Below are 18870 nucleotides of genomic sequence, written 5' to 3'. Positions count from 1 at the left end.
TCGCTGCGTTCAGACTTGGCTCAGGCGTGGGCTCGGGCCAGGTCGAGTGCTTGGGTGAAGCGGGCGTACCGGTCCAGTTCCGCCTCCACCGGGTCCAGGACGTACTCCCTGCTGACCTGGCCGATGGCCGTACGCAGGGCTCTGGCCGTACGCCGGGCTCTGCGCCGGCCACCCGCCCAGGCGGCCGCTCGCGAGAGCATCGCGATCAGCACGCCCGCGAGCGCGCCGCCCGCCAGCAGCATGGTCGGCCACGGCACCTCGCCCACGGTCGGGAGCGGCGGCTGCGGCAGGCGCAGGTAGTCCATCCCGAACAGCACGCCGAGCCAGCCGGCGCCGGCCACCATGGCCGCGAAGACCAGCCACTGCAGGACGTTCACGGCCCGCCACCACCTGGGGCGCCGGGTGGCGCCGACGGACGTCGTGGCCAGCGCCCGGTCCACGGCGTCCGCCAGGTCATGGGAACGGGAGCGCGCCGCCTGCCGCACCGCCGCCGCCCACGGGCCCGGCAGTCCCGCTGCGGCCGCCTCGCCGACGTCCCTGATCGCCGTCTCCACCTGAGCCCTTTGTACGGCCGACGCGGCAGGCACTGAGGTACGGCCGACGATCTGCCCTTCCTTTGGCGGGGCCATGGTGTCCAGGCGCAGCCTGCGGAGGGGGTCGGGCCTGAACCTGCGGATCCATCTGGTGACGGGCCATCCGGTGGCGACGATCGCGCGATGCCTGTGCCCCTTGGCCACCGCCTCCACGACCAGCGGCACCCCGGCCGCCTTGGCGAGCGCGGCCGTGAGCGCCTTGTCCAACCCCGCCGTACGCTCGGCGCCGGCCTCCACCGCCCGGCTGGTCGCCGCACCGGCGCGCCCGCCCGTCCCAGGATCCCCGGTCACCATCGTGTTCGTCCCGGCTGCGGTGGCCATCCGAGAGTGCGCAGAGCCGACGAGGGCGGTGAGGTGGTGTTCACCGATCGCCTCTGGTGCGCGGCCGGTCGCGGTATCCGCCGTGCCATCGGCCGGAGACGGCGTGGCTGGGCCGGCGGCGGCGAGGAGGTCGGCGGCGGCGGTGATGTCGGCGGCCAGGCGGGCGGACCAGGACGTGCGCGCCGCGACCCGGTCCCCGAGGAGCGAGCGGAACTCGGGCAGGCCGGTGCCGGTACGGGCCGAGACGGCGAGCACCGGTACGCCCGTCAGCCCGTCGTCGTCCAGCAGGCGGCGCAGGTCGCGTACGCACCGGTCCACGGCGGGCGGAGGCAGGCGGTCCACCTGGTTGAGGACCACCAGCATGACGTCGCGGTGCCCGGCCAGCGGGCGCAGGTAGCGGTCGTGGAGCGCGGCGTCGGCGTACTTCTGCGGATCCACCACCCACACCAGCAGATCGACCAGCTCGACCAGGCGGTCGACCTCCAGGCGGTGGGAGAGCCGGATGGAGTCGTGGTCCGGGAGGTCGAGGAGGACAAGTCCGGAGAAGTCAGGGGTTGGGGTGGTGGTGTGGCGTTGCGGGATCTCCAGCCAGTCCAGCAACGGGCCCGCGCCGGCGCCGTCCCAGAGTGCCGCCTGGGCGGTCGAGGTCGTGGGCCTGGTGACGCCGACGGCCGCCAGCTCATCGCCTGCCAGCGCGTTGTAGAGGGATGACTTGCCGCTGCCCGTCGCCCCGGCCAGCGCCGCCACGGTGTGGTCGATGGAGAGCGTACGCCGTGCGCCGGCTCGCTCGGCGACCGCCCGCGCGCCGGACACCGCCTGCTCGGACAGCCGCCCTTCACCCAGTGCGGCCGCCTCTCGCAGAGCTGCCAGCCGGGAGTCGAGTGACGGCCCTTCCTTGCGACGCAGCAGCTTCACGGCCCCTCCCCCTCCCGCGAGCCATCACCGGGCGCGGCATCACTTCGCGTGCCGTCGCCCGGGAGGCCATCACCGGGCGCGGCATCACTTCGCGCGCCGTCGCCACGGGTGCCATCACCACGCGCGGCATCGCGGTCCGTGGCCGGGTGGGGTGGAAGGGCCGCCGCCGGAAGCTCCGACCGATGCTCCTGGACTGCCCGCGCCGCCGCCACCAGCACCTCCGCCGTCCCCTTGGGCGGCTCGACGGCTTCGAGCCGGGCGGTGAACCGGGCGGCCTCCTCCTCCAGCAACCCGCGCACCCGCTCACGCAGATCTTCCCGCGCCCGCACCGTCAGCGTCCGCACCGCCTGATCCCCGAACACCGCCTCCAGCAGCTTCTGCGACAACACGCTCGTCCCGCCCGCGATCCCCACCTCGATCCCGGTCAGCCCGCCGGTGGACGCGAACACGGCCAGCATGAGCAGCAGTCCGGCCCCGTTCACGCCGAACGACGCCACCCGGGCGGCCGTCCGCTTCTCAGCCCCCTCGTCCCGTACCAGGTCCAGGACGTATTCCTGCCATCCCCGCACCGCCGCCTCGGCCCGTTTGCCGAGCTCGGGTGAGGCGCGGCCGAGCCGGGCGGACTCGATGGCGCCGAGCCGTTCGAGGAGTCCCGGCCCGCCGGGCGCCGCCGACCAGCCCTCCAGCGCGCGCTCGGCGGCCGCGTCGGCGGCTCCCTTGATCAGGGTCTCGACGCCGCTCTCCAGGGCCTGCTTGAGCTGGACCTCTGGTGCCCGCCCGGTGAAGAAGCCGACGACCCGGTCGCGCAGCCAGCCCACCCGGCTCTCCAGGGAGCGCATGAGGTCGCCGGTGCCGATGAAGTCCTGCCAGCGCGCCAGCACTTCGCCCCGCAGCAGCGACCCGTCGCGCATGCCCGCGTCGAAGTCGGCCAGCCCGCCCGCGTACGCGGCCGAGACGATGGAGCGCAGCCCGTCGAAGGCGGCCTGCTGGCGCGAGACGGCGCCGGCCAGCGCGGGCACCCGGGTGGCGAGGCTGTCGAGCGCTCCCGACAGCGTCTGGCGTACGACACGGGATCTTTCCGCGGCGTCGGCGGCGAGCCCCGTGAGCCAGGAGGTGATGGGCTGCACCAGTTCATGAGGCAGGCGGGCCTTCTCCGAGGGGAGCGCCGCTTCGGTGACGGTGAACAGGCGGGTGCCTTCGAGGCCGTTCTCGGTGAGAAGGCGGGCGAGGTCGCGGGAGACCGGTTCGACGGCCTCCGGCGGCACCCGATCGAGTACGACGGCCAGCGCGGTGCTGCGTTCACGGGCCGAGCGCAGGAAGCTCCACGGCACCTCGTCGGCGTACCGGGAGGCGGTCGTGACGAACAACCACAGATCGGCGGCGGCCAGCAGTTGAGCGGCGAGCTCCCGGTTGGCGGTCACCACCGAGTCGATGTCGGGCGCGTCGAGCAGCGCGAGACCGGCGCCCAGAGCGGGCGAGGTCACCAGGCGTAGCCGGCCGGGGCCGTCGCCGGTGGCGCGGGACAGGCCAGGCAGCACGTTCTGGCCCATGAACCAGGTGCGGTCGGCCGGGCTGACCACGAGCGTGGGCACGAGCGTGGTGGGCCGCAGCACGCCCGGCTCGGCCACATCGGCCCCTACCAGCGAGTTGACCAGCGTGGACTTGCCCGCCCCCGTCGACCCGCCGACGACTGCGAGCAGCGGTGCGTCGAGGGCGCGCAGCCTGGGGAGGAGGTAGTCGTCGAGCTGCCCGGTCAGCTCCCGCAGCGCACGCCGGTCGGCCGCCGCCTCGCCGACCGCGAGCGGGAACAGCTCGCGATCCAACGGCCAGCGCACCGCCTCGAGCGCGCCCAGGAGGTCCATATGCCCACGCTACCGTTGGGCCGCGTTCAGCCGGTCCACCGCAGGCTGCGGATTTCGCGCCTATCCGCCGTGCGGCTCCCTCAGCACGTAACCGACGCTGCGAAGGGTGTGGATGAGCCGCGGCTCGACGTCGTCCACCTTGCGTCTGAGGTAGGAGATGTAGGACTCGACGACGCCCGCGTCGCCGCCGAAGTCGTAGTTCCACACGTGGTCGAGGATCTGCGCCTTCGACAGCACGCGCCCGGCGTTGACCATGAAATAGTGCAGCAGCTTGAACTCGGTCGGTGACAGGCGTATCTGCCGCCCGCCCCGCCACACCTCGCGGGCGTCCTCGTCCAGCTCCAGGTCGGCGACCTTCAGCTTGCTGGCGGGCGCGCCCTCCCCGCGGGTGCGCCGCAGCACGGCCCGGATCCTGGCCTGGACCTCCTCCAGGCTGAACGGCTTGGTCACGTAGTCGTCGCCCACGCGCAACCCAGTGATCTTGTCCTCGGTGGCGTCGCGGGCGGTCAGGAACAGTACGGGTGCGTCGATCTGCTTGGCCACCTCGAACCCGTCCAGGTCGGGCAGCATCACATCGAGCACGACCAGGTCGGGCGAGGCCCTCTTGGCCACCTCCACGGCCTCCTGGCCGTCGGCGGCGGTCAGCACCTCGAACCCGGAAAAGCGCAGGCTGGCGGAGAGCAGGTCCCTGATGCTGGGCTCGTCGTCCACCACCATGATCAGCGCCTCGGGTGTCGTCACCTACTTAGAGTGACTCAGGCACCTGAGGGTTAGCTGAAGGCTCACTCCAAGGCGAGTGGGAGTTCGGCGGGGACCGTCAGTCCAAGGCGAGCGGGAGCTCCACCCGGAACGTGGAGCCGGCTTCCGGCGAACTGTCGACCGTCACCGCGCCGCCGTGGGCCTCCACGAGCGCCCGCACGATGGCCAGGCCGAGCCCGCTGCCCCGGTCCTCGGCCGAGCGGCGGCGGGACCTGGCGGAGTCGGCGCGGTAGAAGCGCTCGAAGACCCGCTCGACCTGCTGGGGAGTGAGTCCGGGGCCGTTGTCGATGACTTCGAGGAAGAGCGTTTCCATGCCGGCCCCGACCCGCACGATGATCGGCGAGCCCGGCTCCGTGTGGACGATCGCGTTGGTGACGAGGTTGCTGATGACCTGGCGCAGGCGTACCTCGTCGCCGGAGACGATCAGCGCGGCGCCGCCGACCACGTCCAGCTTGATCACCCGTTCGGGCGCGAGGATCCTGGCATCCTGTACGGCCTCCGCGGCCAGCGCCAGCATGTCCACGGGCCGCATCTGCAGCGGCCGCTGCTGGTCCACCCTGGCCAGCAGCAACAGGTCGTCCACCAGCAGGCTCATCCGCCCGGCGGCCTTCTCCACGCGCTGCATCAGCTCGGCGGGGTCGGCGCCGGGGTTCTGCCTGGCGTACTCGGCGAAGCCCCGGATGGAGGTCAGCGGGGTACGCAGCTCGTGCGAGGCGTCGCCGACGAATTCGCGCATGCGGTCCTCGGAGCGGCGGGCCGCGGCCTCTGACGCCGACCTGGCCGTGAACGCGGCCTCGATCTGGGCCAGCATGCCGTTCAGCGACCTGGCGAGGCGGCCCACTTCGGTACGGGGGTCGCCGTCCGGCACCCGCCGGCCCAGCTCGCCGCCCGCGATGGCCTCGGCCGTGCGCTCGATCTCGCCCAGCGGCCGCATACTGCGCCGCACGATCGTGACGCCTCCGACGCCCAGAATGAGCAGGATGCCGCCGCCGCCCAGGAGTTCGATGAGCACCAGCCGCCGGGTGATCGCGTCGACCTCCTCCAGGTCCACCGCGACCACGACCGTGCGCCGCCGGACCTGGCTCTCCAGGACCCGCCATTCGCCGTGGCCTTTGAGCGCGGACGTGGTGTAGGGGTCGGTTCCCGGCGAGGGCGACAGGACCGGTTTCGGCTTCATGTCGACGTCGCGGTCGGACAGCATGGGCTCGTACTCGCCGCCCGGCTCCTTGACCAGCACGATGGCGTCGGACTCGATGAGGATGGGCCGGTCGGAGGTTTCCCTGTCCTTCTTCCAGTCGTTCACGACCTTGTTGTGCATGCGCACGCTGAGGAGACTGAGCTGGCCGTCCACCCGGGCGACGAGGTAGCCGTGCAGCACCGAGACGCTCATCACGCCGATGAAGGTCATGCCGAAGCCCAGCAGCGCCAGCATCGATGCGATGAGCTTGATCCGCAACGGCAGGCGGCTCATTAGGGACTCGGTGGCAGGCGGAGGACGTACCCGACACCCCGCAGGGTGTGGATGAGCCGCGGGCTGCGGTTGTCGATCTTGCGGCGCAGTACGGAGACGTACGACTCCACGATGCCCACCTCGCCCCTGAAGTCGTAGTCCCACACGTGGTCGAGGATCTGCGGCTTGGACAGGACCCGCCCCGCGTTCGTCATGAAGTAGCGCAGCAGCTTGAACTCGGTCGGCGACAGCGCCACCGCGTTGCCCCCGCGCCACACTTCGTGGCTCTCCTCGTCCAGCTCGATGTCGGCGAACGTCAGCCGTGGCGGCGCCGCCTGCGCCTCCCCGTTGGTACGGCGGAGCACCGCGTGGATCCTGGCAACGACCTCCTCCAGGCTGAACGGCTTGGTCACGTAGTCGTCGCCGCCGATCGTGAGCCCGCGGATCTTGTCCTCGGTCTCGTCACGGGCGGTCAGGAACACCACCGGCGTGTGCAATCCGCCGCCGCGCAACCTCTTGACGATCTCGAAACCGTCCAGGTCGGGCAGCATGACGTCGAGCACGACGAGGTCAGGGCGGTGTCGTTGCACGGCGGTGACGGCGTCGAGGCCGCTCTTGGCCGTGGTCACGTCGAAACCCGCGAACCTGAGGCTCGCGGCGAGGAGTTCGAGGATGTTCGGATCGTCCTCGACTATGAGCAGGCGTGATTCCATCACATCCAAGGATGCACTCATTGGACGAGTGCTGGGACAATTCCGGCAATGTGCCTGGCAATGGCGAGGCTGGACGTGGCGGCCGGGGAGGGCGCGTTGCGTACCAGGACGACCTTTCCGTGGACGTCCACCACGAAGTCGTCGAGCAGCCGGCCGTCCCTGGCCACGGCCTGGGCGCGGACGCCGCCGGGAGCGCGTACGAGGTCGGCGGCGGTGAGCTCGGGCACGTAACGCTGGGCGCCCCTGAGGAACGCGCCTTTGACGAGGGACCCGTAGATCTCCTTGAGCCCGGTACGCCAATGCTGCCGGGCCATGCGCAAAGTGCCCGGCCAGCCGAGAATTTCCCGAAAATTCCCAATATTTCGCCACCTATACCCTTCGTAGGCCAGGGCCAGTACCGCATTCGGCCCCACCAGCACCCCGCCATCGGTCTGCCGGGTCAGGTGGACACCCAGGAACGGGTACCGCGGATCGGGCACCGGATAGATCAGCCCGCGAACGAGCCCCTTGGCCGCGCCCCGCAGCGCATAGAACTCCCCGCGGAACGGGACGATCCTGACATCACCCGGATGCCCCGCCATCCTGGCCACCGCGTCCGTCCCCAGCCCGCCGCACACCACCAGCCGGTCGAAGGTCAACCTCCGCCGTCCCGCCAGCACCTGCACGCCTCCCGAACGCTCCCTGATCGCCCGGACCGGTTGCGAGAGGCGTACGGACCCGCCGAGCTCCGCCACGTCCAGCGCGAGCCGGCGCGCGACGGCGGCGAAGTCGCAGATCGCGGTGTGCGGTGAGTGGATCGCGCCGACGCCGACCGCGTGCGGCTCGATCTCGCGCAGCGCCAGCCCGTCCAGCTCGGCGATGCCCGGCACCCCGTTGGCCCGCGCCCGCTCGGCCAGCGCGCCGAGCCGCGGCCGCTCGGCGCCGGTGCTCGCCACGACGAGCTTGCCGACCTCGTCGTACGGCAGCGCGTACGCGGCGCAGTATTCCTTGAGCAGCGCCACGCCCTCCCGGCACAGCCTGGCCTTGAGCGAGCCCGGCGGGTAGTAGATGCCCGCGTGCACGACGCCGCTGTTGTGCCCGGTCTGGTGGGCGCCGACGTGGCCCTCCTTCTCCAGCACGGTCACCTCAGCGCCCCTGGTGGCGGCCAGCTCGCGCGCCACCGCCAGCCCGACGATCCCCGCTCCGACGACGCCGATCTTTTCTGTCACACGATGATTTTCCGACTAACCAGCCGTCCCCGCCATATCTGGACGAATCGAACATGAGTACGATGGCCTCCCCGTTCAGCCTGCGTCGTCTGAGCGACATCCCTGGCTGAACCTGCTCCGGCAGGCAAGTCACGAGGCCGCTCCCGTGATCGTCATGGGGGTGGCCTCGCGCACTGAGCGCCTGCCAAGGACCGCCGGGAGCGACGATCGAAGACGATCGTGATGTTGCTCCAGTAGGTGTTGCAGGCCGGCCGACATCGTGTTGTGTTCGCGGCCGACAGTGCGAGTACTTCGCCTTCACCCGGGCGCGTTATTTGAAGGCCGCGATGTTGCGCTCCGCCCACTGGGCGAAGGTGCGGGGCGGGCGGACGAGGAGCCGCTCGACATCTGGGCTGACGCGCTGCTCGGCCGCGGATGGTGCGCCGAGGGCACCGAGGGTGGCCTCCACGACCGGCTCGGGCATATATCGCAGCATTTGGTTGCGGCTTCTGGTGATCGTAAACGGACCGGCCGGGCAGGCGCGTTGGCCGGGAGCGCCCTCCCGTAATTAATCGAACCTAAGTACGATTGACGTATGTATCTCCCGCCGGAGTGGCCGCCCGAGGTCCGCCCACCCAGCGTCCCCGACTGGGAGACCACGGCCGTGACCTGGTTGCTCGACGCCGTGCCCCCCGACTACAGGGCCTACGAGGTTTTGAAACGCCATCCGATCGCCCTGGCGAGGATGGCTATCCACCACGTGAATGCATCTGTCGAAGCAGCAAGAGCGGGATACCGAAGCGCAGCTGTGGATCTCAAGGGCCATCTCCCTCCTCATGCTGTCGAGGCGGTGCTCGATGTCTATCGCGAGGAGGGTCCTCGCCTGGTCCGCCTGGCCCGCTCCATCGCCGTCGTCGAGCAAGCCTTGCGCGGTGACATGTTCACGGCGACCATGCGCAACTTTCGATGACGTACGACATGGTCATCTCCGAGCAGGGAGCTTGATCAGCTAGAGGGACTGAGCGGCCTGATGGACGAGCCCTTCTTTCAAGTTCCTTGATCTCCTCGCGTAGTTTCCGCTCTCGGTCGGGGACACCGTCGCGGGCCTTGACCTCGGCATAGAAAAGATCTTTGATCTTTGTGCTCATGGGTGAGCTTGTTGCGCTTCAGCCCTGAGGTTCTACCGGGTGCGGCGGGCTATGAACGTGATCACGCCTACCGCCGTCACCGCCGCCGCGAGCCAGATCAGGATGTCCTTGAACGTTAACCCGCCCGTGCCGGTGTCCGCGCCGGCCTGCGGCTCCGTGGTCGGCTGGGTCGTGTTCGCGGCCTTGGCCGGACTGGGGGTCGCCGCGGGCTGGGCGGCGGCCGGGAGGGGGACCCGGTATACCGGGCTCTTCGGGCCCTCCGTTCCCGTCAGGAGGGCCTTGCCGTCCGGCGTGTAGGTGATCGACTCGGCCTGTCTCAGCTCCGGCATCGTCACCTTGGCGATCGTCTCGCCGGAGGGCTTGTAGAGGGTGGCGGAGAAGTAGGTGCGGATGATGTACGAGGAGCCGTCGGGTGCGTAGGCCGCGTCCGTGGCCATGAGGGGGGCGCCGGCGACCTTGCGCAGGATGTTGGTGCGGTCGGTGCGGAGTTTCTTCGGTGCCGCGTAGACCGAGGCCGCGAACTCCTTGGAGACCACGTAGAGGCGGCCCGTCTTCGGATTGATCATGATGCCCTCGGCGTTGCGGCCGCCGTCCGCGTAACGGAAGCGATAGCGGGTCGCGGGCAGCGTGGCGTCACTGACAGTCTGCGACTCCATCACCTTGTAGATGGAGATGTCCGGCCAGGCCCCGTCCAGGTTGTCGCCGATGTCGGCGAACCAGAGGACCCCTCGCCCCGTCGCCGCGTCCTTGGTCGCGGCCATGGCCTCCCAGTCCCTGGCCTGGGCGCCCCGCACCTGGAAGGTGGCCTTGGTGCGCCCGCTCCCGTCGACGGCGTAGAAGGTCGGGGCGGCCGCGCTGTCGTTGTGCGTGTAGTAGACGTCGCCGTGCGTCGGCGACACGGCCAGGCCGCTGGACTCCGTGATCTTGGGATCCTTGAAGGTGAAGAGCTTTTCCATGCCCTCGTCCTCCGCTGCCGCATGAGCCGGGACGGCGGGCAGCAAAAAGGCCGCCGCCGCGACGGCGACCGCCCTGACCATGACATTTCCCATGACGCCCGGTGCCCGGGCCACCACATCCCCCACGCCGTCATCATGCCCCACCCCATCGCCTTCCAACGCCGCCGCTCCCGTCCACGTTGTTAGCGGGTGGAAGGAGAAGCATGGACCCATATGAGGGCTTCCGGGAGTTCGTACGAGGCCGCCAGCGTGCGCTGATGCGGACCGCGTACCTGCTCACCGGCGACGCCCCGCAGGCTGAAGACTTGCTGCAGACCGTGCTCATGCGGACGGCCAGGCATTGGGGGAGGCTGGCCGACGGCGGCAACCCCGACGCCTACGTGCGGAGGGCACTGATCAACGAGCACATTTCCTGGCGGCGGCGCGGCCGGCCGGAGACGCCCACCGCGTGGCCGCCGGAAACCCCGTCTGGTCCCGACCCCGGAGACGAGAGCCTGCACCGCATGGCGTTACAGGGAGCGCTCATGCGCCTGACCCGCCGTCAGCGGGCGGTGCTCGTGCTGCGCTACTACGAGGACCGCAGCATCGACGAGACCGCCGACCTGCTCGGCTGCTCGCCGGGCACGGTCAAGAGCCAGACCAATCACGCGCTCGGCCGGCTGCGCGTCCTCGCCCCCGAACTGGCCGACCTGCTCCGCGACGTCGATCCCGAGGAGGTTCCCCGATGACCAGGTTCCGTGACGAGCTCCGACTGCTCGCCGACCAGGCGCCTGACGTCGATCTGGCCGAGCGCGCCGTGCGCGGGGCCCGCAGGTGGAAGGCGACGGCGTTCGGCTCCGTGGCGGCGTCGCTGATCGCGCTGGCGCTCACCGCGGCCGTCCTGACGGGCGGCTCGGGTGGCGGCGGCGCCGCGACCACCACCGAGATCACCGACGTGTTGCCCGCCTCCGGCGTGGACCCGGCCGCCTACGCCTACTACGACTTCTGCGGCAGGCAATGGGACCCCAGGAAGAACACCCATACCTTCGCCGGCCGGGAATGCGCGCAGTGGCGGCTGGTGACCCAAGGCGGCCAGAGCTTCAGGATGCCGCAAGCGCTCAGCGTGTACACCGAGCAGTCTCCCGACGAATACATGAACACCGGCGGCCCCCTGGTGATCTCCTCCGACGGGCGGAGGGTCGCGTACTACAGCGAGAAGGACCAGAAGTTCGCGGTCCGCGACCTGGCCGACGGCCGGATCTGGCTGACGCCCCAGACCATCACGCGAGAGACGATGGTGAAGAGCGACGGCCTGCTCCGGCTGTCGCCCGACGGGCGCTTCCTCAGCCTGAACGGCCACGGTCAGCCGGACGCCGTCGTGGACATCGAGACGGGGCAGGTCACCGAGATCCCGGCGAACTGGTGGGTGCAGCGCGTGGGCAACGGCGGCAAGCCGATCATCGTCGAGAACGGCAAGAACCGGCTCGGGGTGCTGGACGGCGGACGGGTGGTCCCGCTCACCCCGGTGGACGACGCTGTCCGGACGTTCAGCGAGCCGTCCTCGGACGGGCGTACCCTGGCCTACTTCAACGGCGCCGTGTTCAAAGACCACATAGGGGTCCGCGACGACGACACGATCGTCACGGTCGACGTCACCACCGGCGACATCCGGTCCAGGGTGAAGTTCACGGACGTGCCGAAGGGCTTCCGCGCCTCGCGGATGGGCGGCTGGCTCAACACGACCGAGGTCGTGATCACCGGCAGGGTCGACGGCGATCCGACGTACCGCTGGAAGGACGGCGTGCCGACGCTGGGCGAGACGACGTACGCGATCGACGTCAACACCGGCCGCATCCGCAAGCTGGACGACTACACGTACCGGGCCCACGCCGGCAACCTGGCGCTGCCGGGCTTCTGAACCGGCGCCCCGGCCGGGTGGATGATCCGGCCGGGGCAGAGGCGAACCGGGGCGGGGTCAGGCCGCGCAGGTGGTGCCGGCGGCGGGGACCTTGCCTTCCAGCAGGTACGCGTCCACCGTCTCCATCACGCACCCGTTACCGCTCAGATAAGCGCCATGGCCCTCGCCCTCGTAGGTGACCAGGACGCCGGTCTTCAGCTGCTCCGTGAACGTCGTGGCCCACTGGTAGGGCGTGGCGGGGTCCCCCTTGCCGCCGATCACCACGATGGGCGCCGAACCCGTGGCGTCGATGCGCTTGGCCGCGTCATCCCCCTTCACCGGCCAGTGCGCGCATACGCCGCCCGACGCCTCCGTCGCCAAAATCGGAAAGATCTTCTCGATCTGCTCGTTGATCTCGGCGGTCTCGGCGGCGGTCGGCCGCTCGGCGTTGTCAGCGCAGTTGATCGCCTGCAGACTCGTCATCGCCGTCGAGTACGTCCCGTCGGCCTTGCGGCCGGTGTAGGTGTCGGCCAGGGAGAGCAGTGCGGCGCCGTTCCCCTTGATCGCCGCCGCGGCGGCCTGCTCCAGCATCGGCCAACTGACCTTGGCGTACAGCGGGGTGATCACAGCGAGCTGGCCCAGCCCGTACGTGAGCTCGCGGTCGCCCACCTTGAGCGGCTTGTCCTTCAGCCCTTCCAGCAGCCTCTCCACCGCATTCTCGACGGCGGGCGGGTCGGCGCCCAGCTCGCAGCTCTGCGCCACGCAGTCCTTGGCGAACGCCTCGAACGCCCGGTCGAACCCGCTCGCCTGGGCGACCGCCCGCTCCTTGAACGTGACCGTCGGGTCGAAGGCCGCGTCCAGGACGAAGCGGCCGACGTTCTTGGGGAAGTGGGTGGCGTAGACGGCGCCGAGGTGGGTCCCGTACGACAGGCCGAAGTAGTTGAGCTGCTTGTCGCCGACCGCGGCCCTGATCAGGTCGAGGTCCTTGGCGGCATTGACGGTGCCGACGTACGGCAGGATCTTGCCCGAGTCCCGCTCGCACGCCGCCGCGAACTCCTTGGCCAGCCTGTCGCCGTCGGCCGCGCTCTCCGCCTCCAGCAGCTTCTCGACCTGGCCTCCGCACTTGACGCCGGCGCTGCGCTCGACGCCGCGCGGGTCGAAGCTGACCAGGTCGTAGCGGCCACCCAGTTTGCCGAACGCCTGCGCGGCCATGGCCAGCGTGTCCACGCCCGACCCGCCGGGGCCGCCGAAGTTGAACACCAGCGAGCCGAGGCGGTCGCCGGTGGCCTTGACGCGGATCAGGGCCAGGTCGATCTGCTCGCTGTCGGGCTTGGCGTGGTCGAGGGGGACCTTGATGGCACCGCACTCGACTCCGGGGCCTGGGGTGGCAGGCTTGCCGTCAGGGCCGGTCAGGCCGGTGCACTTGGCCCACGAGACCGCGTCCGACCCCTTGGCGGCGCTCGCCGCCGGCGTGGCGGCCGGCTCGCCGGTGGTGCCGCAGCCGGCGAGGACCGCCGCGCCCAGGAGGAATGTCACGATGGTCTGCTTCATGCAAACAAGCATGGTCGCTACGACATGTGCCGACGTAGTGGGGGGAAACACCACTTACCGATGACTTCGGGGAAGCCCTGGAGATGACTAATGTCAGTTGCCTCTGGGCCGGCGGACCATCCACATGCCCAACAGGCCGAAGCCGACCCCGGTCACGCAGGTCCAGATCCACCACGTGTTCTCGGGAGCGGGGCGGAAGATCAGCAGGACGACCAGCGCGACGGCCCACAGTGCGGTGCCCACGCCGACGGCGGCCAGGTCATTGGTCTTGATCGGCTCCGGGTCGGGGTGCCACTGCTTCTTCACGTGTCCAGCCTAGCTTCCAATAGGGTCTCGATCTCATCACTGGCACTTTTCGCAGCTCACGACGACTGTCACTCTTCGCGTCGTGAGCGACATACGCAACTCAATAGACCGTTTCTTCGCAATCACCGCACGAGGTTCAACTTTCTCCCGTGAGGTACGAGGCGGCCTGGCCACGTTCTTCACCATGGCCTACATCGTGGTGCTGAACCCGATCATCATCGGCACCGGCACGGACGTGACCGGCCAGGTCATCGGCGACGGCACGACGCCCAACGTGGCCCTCGTCGCGGCCGGTACGGCTTTCGTGGCAGGCATCCTGACGATCCTCATGGGCATCATCGGCAAGGTGCCGTTCGCGATGGCGGCCGGGCTGGGCCTGAACGCCTTCGTCGCCTTCACCATCGCCAAGGTGATGACCTGGGAGGAGGCCATGGGCCTGGTCTTCCTCGAAGGTGTCATCATCGCCATCCTGGTGCTGACCGGGCTCAGGACGGCGGTGTTCCACGCCATCCCGGCCCAGCTCAAGACCGCCATCAGCGTGGGCATCGGGTTGTTCATCGCGCTGATCGGCTTCGTGGACGCCGGTTTCGTCCGCAAGGCCGCAGGCACGCCCCTGGAAATGGGCATCGCGGGCAGCCTCACCTCCTGGCCGATCTTCGTGTTCATCGTCGGGCTGCTCGCCACGGCGATGATGGTGGCGCGGAAGGTCAAGGGCGCCATCCTGATCGGCATCGCCGGCACCACCATCCTGGCGATCATCGTGGAAGCGATCGCCAAGGCGGGCGTCGCCTCGGCGAAAAACCCCGGCGGCTGGCAGCTCAACGTCCCAGCCGTGCCCGACCAAATCTTCGGCTTCCACAACCCGCTCACGCTGTTCGCCGAGTTCGACCCATTCGGCGGCTTTGTCCGCGTCGATGTGCTGCTGGCCGCGCTGTTCGTCTTCACGCTGCTCATCACGGACTTCTTCGACACCATGGGCACCATCGTGGGCGTCGGCCGGCAGGCGAACCTGGTCCAGGAGGACGGGACGCTACCGCGTACCAAGGAGATCCTGCTCGTCGACTCGCTGGGCGCGGCGGCCGGCGGCGCGGGCTCGGTCTCGTCGAACACCACCTACATCGAGTCGGCCGCCGGCGTCGGCGAGGGCGCTCGCACTGGCCTCGCCAGCGTGGTCACGGGGCTGCTGTTCCTGGTGGCGATCTTCTTCGCGCCGCTCGTCGAGATCGTGCCGTACGAGGCCGCCGCGCCCGCGCTGGTCCTGGTGGGCTTCCTCATGATGACCGCGGTCCGCGACATCCAGTGGGACGACTACGAGATCGCCATCCCGGCGTTCCTCACCGTCGTGATCATGCCGTTCACGTACTCGATCTCGAACGGCATCGGCGCCGGCTTCATCAGCTACGTGCTGATCAAGGTCGTACGGGGCAAGGCCGGGCAGATCCACCCCCTGCTCTGGGGCGTCAGCATCCTGTTCGTGCTCTACTTCGCGATCGGCCCCATCCGGGCCCTGTTCGGAGTCTGACGACGCAGGCGGGAGCCGCCCCCGCGCACGAGTGGGCGGCTTCCGGGTATCAAAGAGTGAGACACCTCAGTTAGGGAAATATGCCGCCTTCTTGTATAGTTAGCAAAGGTAATGACTCATGCTAACCAACACCCAGCCCAAGATGGACCTGCGCAGCGACGCAGGCCTGGCTTCAGCCCTGCGCGTGTCGCTGGCAAGGCTGACCAGGCGCCTACGACGACAGGCGGCGGCGCACTCGCTGACGCCCACCCAGTTCGCGACGCTGGCCGCCGTGGATCGGCACTCCGGGATAACCCCCGGCGAATTGGCCGAACTCGAGAAGGTGCAGCCGCCCTCGATGACGCGCGTGATCGCCGCGCTCGAGGAGCGCGGCCTGCTCGCGCGCACCCCGCACCCGACCGACCGGCGCCAGGTGACCGTGACCGTGACCGAGGCCGCGCAGAAGCTGCTGAAGGAGGAGCGACGCCGCAAGGAGGCGTGGCTGACGCAGCGGCTGAAGGAGCTCTCGCCCGAGGAGCGGTCGATCCTCAGGCAGGCGGCGCCGATTCTGGAGAAGCTCAGCAAGATATAGAGCCTGAAGAACCCAAGACCGGGATGTTCCGGTCACTCAAGATTCGCAACTACCGCATGTTCGCCGCCGGCGGCACCGTCTCCAACGTCGGCACCTGGCTGCAGCGCACCGCCCAGGACTGGCTGGTGCTCGACCTGACCGTCGGCAGCCAGACCCACAGCAGCGCGGCGGCGCTCGGCACGGCGACCGCGCTGCAGTTCCTGCCGATGCTGCTGTTCGGGATGTTCGGCGGCGTGCTCGCCGACCGCTACCCCAAGCGCCCCATCCTCATCACCGCCCAGATCCTCATGGCCGCGCTCGCGCTGACCATCGGCGTGCTGACGATGACCGGCTCCGCCGAGGTGTGGCACGTGTACGTGATGGCGTTCACGCTCGGCATGATCTCCTGCGTCGAGGTGCCGACGCGGCAGGCGTTCGTGGTCGAGATGGTCGGCCGCAGGGACCTGCCCAACGCCATCGCGCTCAACAGCTCCATCTTCAACCTGGCCCGCGTGGTCGGCCCGGCGCTCGCCGGCGTGCTGATCTCCATGCTCGGCGGCACGGGGCCGCTCTTCCTGATCAACGCGCTCACGTTCGGCGCGGTCATCTCGAGCCTCGTCTTCATGAGGAAGTCCGAGCTCAACCCGGCCGAGCCGGTGCCGAGGGCGAAGGGGCAGCTCAGGGAAGGGCTGCGCTACGTCCTCCGGCGAGAGGAGCTGCTCATGCCGGTGCTGCTGATCGGGTTCGTGTCGGTGTTCTCCCAGGCGTTCTCGATGTCGATCGCGCTCATGGCACGCGAGGAGTTCGACGCGGGCGCGTCCTCGTTCGGGCTGGCCTCCAGCATGTTCGCGGTGGGCGCGCTCGGTGGGGCGCTGCTCGCGGCGCGCCGGGTCCGGCCGACGAAGAAGGTGCTGTTCGCCGGGGCGCTCGGGTTCGGGCTGTTCCAGATCGCCACCGGGCTGGCGCCCGGCTACCTCGCCTACTTGCTGATGCTGGTCCCCACCGGCATCGCGCTGATCACCATCAACACGGCCGCGAACGCCAGCGTCCAGCTCGCCACGTCCCCCGAGATGCGGGGGCGGGTCATGGGGATCTACATGCTGGTCTTCACCGGAGGCGCCCCGCTCGGCGCGGCGCTGGTCGGCTGGCTGTCGGAGCTGGGCGGGCCGCGCGCGGGCGTGATCCTGGCCGGCGCGCTGGTCCTGGTCGGCACCGGTCTGGCGGTGCTCATGACGCGGCTGATCACCCGCCGGGTGGGAGCCCGGCCGGCGCTCGCCATGGCGTGAAGGCGTCCGGACCAGGGGAAGAATTGGGTGGCATGAGGCTTTTCGCGGCCCTGGTGCCGCCCGACGAGGTGCTGGACGAGATCTCACACGCGATCGCACCATACGTAGGGCAGGTGCCGGGGTTGCGCTGGCCCGACCGTGCCACCTGGCACATCACGCTGGGGTTCTTCGGCGAGGTGCCCGAGCAGGTGCTGCCCGAGCTGGAGGTCCGCCTGGCCCGCGCCGTACGCCGCCACCCCGCCCTGGACCTGACCTTCGAGGGTTTCGGCGCCTTCTCGTCCGCACGCCGGGCCAGGGTCTTCTGGATCGGCGTCACCGGCGACTCCATGACCAGACTGGCCGACTCGGTCAAGGCGGGCGCGCGCCGGGCCGGAGCCGTACAGACCGATGAGAAGCGCTTCCACCCGCATCTCACGCTGGCCCGCGCCAAGGCCGAGACGGATCTCCGCCCGCTGGTCGAGTCGCTGTCCGGGTTCAGCGGCTCACCGTGGCGGGCGGAGTATGTCCGGCTTGTCCGCAGTCACACGGGGCCCCAGGTGAGGTACGAGTCACTCGCCGAATGGGCGCTCGCACTCCCCGAGCGGGATTAGGCTCCACATCGTGGACCGTCCTCGCCCCTGGCTGCTGCCCATCGTGCTGGGCCTGCTCCTGCTGATCGTCGTCATCGGTGCTCTGTTGACCTGAGCATTACCAGGCGTAGTCCTCCGGGGCCGTCTTGTGGCCGGGGAAGATCTCGTCCAGGCGGGCCAGGGTGGCGTCGTCCAGGTCGATCTCCAGGGTGCGCATGCTGCCGTCGAGCTGCTCCAGAGTGCGCGGGCCGATGATCGGCGCGGTGACCGCACGCTGCTTGAGCAGCCAGGCCAGTGCCACGTACGCCGGATCCTCGCCCAGCTCGTCACAGAGCTTCTCGTACTGCTCGATCTTGTCGCGGTGCTTCTCGAGCTGCTTGACCATGTGGTCGGCGGCCGAGCGCCCCTTGTCGATCTTGCGCAGCACGCCGCCGAGCAGGCCGCCGGCCAGCGGGCTCCACGGGATCACGCCGAGGCCGTAGTCCTCGCACGCGGGCAGCACCTCGAGCTCGACCGTTCGGGTGAGCAGGTTGTAGTGGGACTGCTCGCTGATCAGCCCCATGAAGTTGCGCTTGGCCGCCGACTCCTGGGCCTTGGCGATGTGCCAGCCGGCGAAGTTGGACGAGCCGACATAGACGATCTTGCCCTGCTGCCGCAGGACGTCCATGGCCTCCCAGAACTCCTCGTACGGGGTGTCCCGGTCAACGTGGTGGGCCTGGTAGATGTCGATGTAGTCGGTCTGCAGCCGCTTCAACGAGGCGTCGCACGCCTTGCGGATGTTGAGCGCGGACAGCTTCTGGTCATTGGGCCAGTCGCTCATCGAGCCGTTGAGCTTGGTCGCGATGACCGTCTTCTCCCGGCGCCCGCCACCCTGGGCAAACCATCGGCCGATGATCTGCTCCGTGATGCCCTCGCCCAGCTTCCAGCCGTACACGTTTGCCGTGTCGAAGAAGTTGATGCCCAGTTCGAGGGCCCTGTCCATGATCGCGAAGGAGTCTTCCTCCGAGGTCTGCGGGCCGAAGTTCATGGTCCCGAGGCAGAGCGGACTCACCCGGAGGCCGCTGCGTCCGAGGTTGACGTATTCCATGTGGTCAACCCTAAATACCTGGAGTGCACTCCAGGCCATAGGGCGACTTCATGATTTCGGGTTAAGGTCGACCTGCTGCCACTGATGCTGCTGGCATCCCTGGCCGATGCCACGCAGGCGGTCAAGGGCATCGGGCTGACCGGGCTCAAGCGGTCGAGCGCCAGCCTGCGTTACTTCGCCGTCGGGTACGGCCTGCTCGTGCTGGCCACCGTGCCCGTG

At 69.5% G+C, this 18870-nt stretch carries 18 protein-coding genes; 7 read left to right on the top strand and 11 right to left on the bottom strand.

The window, feature by feature from the left end; translation table 11 throughout:
- Positions 1-20: 20 nt before the first annotated feature.
- The 7 genes from ACTMTI_RS35740 to ACTMTI_RS35710 form a co-directional block, all read right to left on the bottom strand.
- Positions 21-1829: a YfjP family GTPase gene (locus ACTMTI_RS35740; protein ID WP_441125103.1), complete on the bottom strand. Its 1809-nt coding sequence runs from the start codon at positions 1827-1829 to the stop codon at positions 21-23.
- Positions 1826-3691, bottom strand: a complete 1866-nt coding sequence (locus tag ACTMTI_RS35735) for an ABC transporter (protein ID WP_441125102.1) — start codon at positions 3689-3691, stop codon at positions 1826-1828. The genes ACTMTI_RS35740 and ACTMTI_RS35735 overlap by 4 nt, the downstream gene beginning before the upstream one ends.
- A 60-nt stretch (positions 3692-3751) precedes the next feature.
- Positions 3752-4408, bottom strand: coding sequence for a response regulator transcription factor (locus ACTMTI_RS35730; protein WP_441125212.1), 657 nt, complete (start codon positions 4406-4408; stop codon positions 3752-3754).
- A 100-nt stretch (positions 4409-4508) separates the two neighbouring features.
- Entirely contained in the window at positions 4509-5921 is a 1413-nt protein-coding gene (locus ACTMTI_RS35725) for a sensor histidine kinase (RefSeq protein WP_441125101.1), read from the bottom strand.
- Positions 5921-6613, bottom strand: a complete 693-nt coding sequence (locus tag ACTMTI_RS35720) for a response regulator transcription factor (protein ID WP_441125100.1) — start codon at positions 6611-6613, stop codon at positions 5921-5923. Before ACTMTI_RS35720 ends, ACTMTI_RS35725 begins: the two co-directional genes overlap by 1 nt.
- Positions 6614-6630: 17 nt before the next feature.
- Positions 6631-7821: an L-2-hydroxyglutarate oxidase gene (gene lhgO / locus ACTMTI_RS35715; RefSeq protein WP_441125098.1), complete on the bottom strand. Its 1191-nt coding sequence runs from the start codon at positions 7819-7821 to the stop codon at positions 6631-6633.
- Positions 7822-8131: 310 nt separating this feature from the next.
- The gene (locus tag ACTMTI_RS35710) at positions 8132-8284 is read right to left on the bottom strand and encodes a hypothetical protein (protein WP_441125097.1); all 153 of its coding nucleotides are present in this window, start codon (positions 8282-8284) and stop codon (positions 8132-8134) included.
- 180 nt (positions 8285-8464) lie between these two features.
- Here ACTMTI_RS35710 and ACTMTI_RS35705 point away from each other — a divergent pair, with 180 nt between their 5' ends.
- The gene (locus ACTMTI_RS35705) at positions 8465-8770 is read left to right on the top strand and encodes a hypothetical protein (protein WP_441125096.1); all 306 of its coding nucleotides are present in this window, start codon (positions 8465-8467) and stop codon (positions 8768-8770) included.
- Between the two features lie 210 nt (positions 8771-8980).
- On the opposite strand, the gene ACTMTI_RS35700 is transcribed toward ACTMTI_RS35705, so the two are convergent.
- Entirely contained in the window at positions 8981-10030 is a 1050-nt protein-coding gene (locus ACTMTI_RS35700) for a hypothetical protein (RefSeq protein ID WP_441125095.1), read from the bottom strand.
- Positions 10031-10107: 77 nt separating this feature from the next.
- On the opposite strand from ACTMTI_RS35700, the gene ACTMTI_RS35695 reads away from it, so the two are divergent.
- Complete coding sequence (locus tag ACTMTI_RS35695; protein ID WP_441125094.1) at positions 10108-10632, top strand: SigE family RNA polymerase sigma factor; 525 nt, start codon at positions 10108-10110, stop codon at positions 10630-10632.
- A complete protein-coding gene (locus ACTMTI_RS35690; protein WP_441125093.1) occupies positions 10629-11801 on the top strand; it encodes a hypothetical protein in 1173 nt (390 codons plus the stop codon). The genes ACTMTI_RS35695 and ACTMTI_RS35690 overlap by 4 nt, the downstream gene beginning before the upstream one ends.
- 57 nt (positions 11802-11858) lie before the next feature.
- Here ACTMTI_RS35690 and ACTMTI_RS35685 read toward each other — a convergent pair whose 3' ends face one another.
- Positions 11859-13331, bottom strand: coding sequence for an alpha/beta hydrolase (locus ACTMTI_RS35685; RefSeq protein WP_441125092.1), 1473 nt, complete (start codon positions 13329-13331; stop codon positions 11859-11861).
- Positions 13332-13424: 93 nt separating this feature from the next.
- On the bottom strand, positions 13425-13637 hold the full coding sequence (locus ACTMTI_RS35680) for a DUF2530 domain-containing protein (protein WP_441125091.1): 213 nt from the start codon (positions 13635-13637) through the stop codon (positions 13425-13427).
- 82 nt (positions 13638-13719) lie between these two features.
- On the opposite strand from ACTMTI_RS35680, the gene ACTMTI_RS35675 reads away from it, so the two are divergent.
- From ACTMTI_RS35675 to thpR, 4 genes are all read left to right on the top strand, one after another.
- Positions 13720-15159, top strand: coding sequence for an NCS2 family permease (locus ACTMTI_RS35675; protein WP_441125090.1), 1440 nt, complete (start codon positions 13720-13722; stop codon positions 15157-15159).
- A 118-nt stretch (positions 15160-15277) separates the two neighbouring features.
- Positions 15278-15730: a MarR family winged helix-turn-helix transcriptional regulator gene (locus ACTMTI_RS35670; protein ID WP_441125089.1), complete on the top strand. Its 453-nt coding sequence runs from the start codon at positions 15278-15280 to the stop codon at positions 15728-15730.
- A 23-nt stretch (positions 15731-15753) separates the two neighbouring features.
- The gene (locus ACTMTI_RS35665) at positions 15754-16995 is read left to right on the top strand and encodes an MFS transporter (protein ID WP_441125087.1); all 1242 of its coding nucleotides are present in this window, start codon (positions 15754-15756) and stop codon (positions 16993-16995) included.
- A 32-nt stretch (positions 16996-17027) separates the two neighbouring features.
- On the top strand, positions 17028-17585 hold the full coding sequence (gene thpR / locus ACTMTI_RS35660; RefSeq protein WP_441125086.1) for an RNA 2',3'-cyclic phosphodiesterase: 558 nt from the start codon (positions 17028-17030) through the stop codon (positions 17583-17585).
- Positions 17586-17682: 97 nt separating this feature from the next.
- Here the strand turns inward: thpR and ACTMTI_RS35655 are convergent, their stop codons facing one another.
- Positions 17683-18651 (bottom strand): aldo/keto reductase, encoded by a 969-nt coding sequence (locus ACTMTI_RS35655; protein WP_441125085.1) that lies wholly within the window; start codon positions 18649-18651, stop codon positions 17683-17685.
- Positions 18652-18870: the final 219 nt, after the last annotated feature.

This window comes from Nonomuraea sp. H19, from assembly GCF_052068215.1.
Taxonomy (GTDB): domain Bacteria; phylum Actinomycetota; class Actinomycetes; order Streptosporangiales; family Streptosporangiaceae; genus Nonomuraea.
The sequence above is the reverse complement of the archived record's forward strand: the minus strand, read 5'-3'. Positions and strand labels throughout refer to the sequence as shown.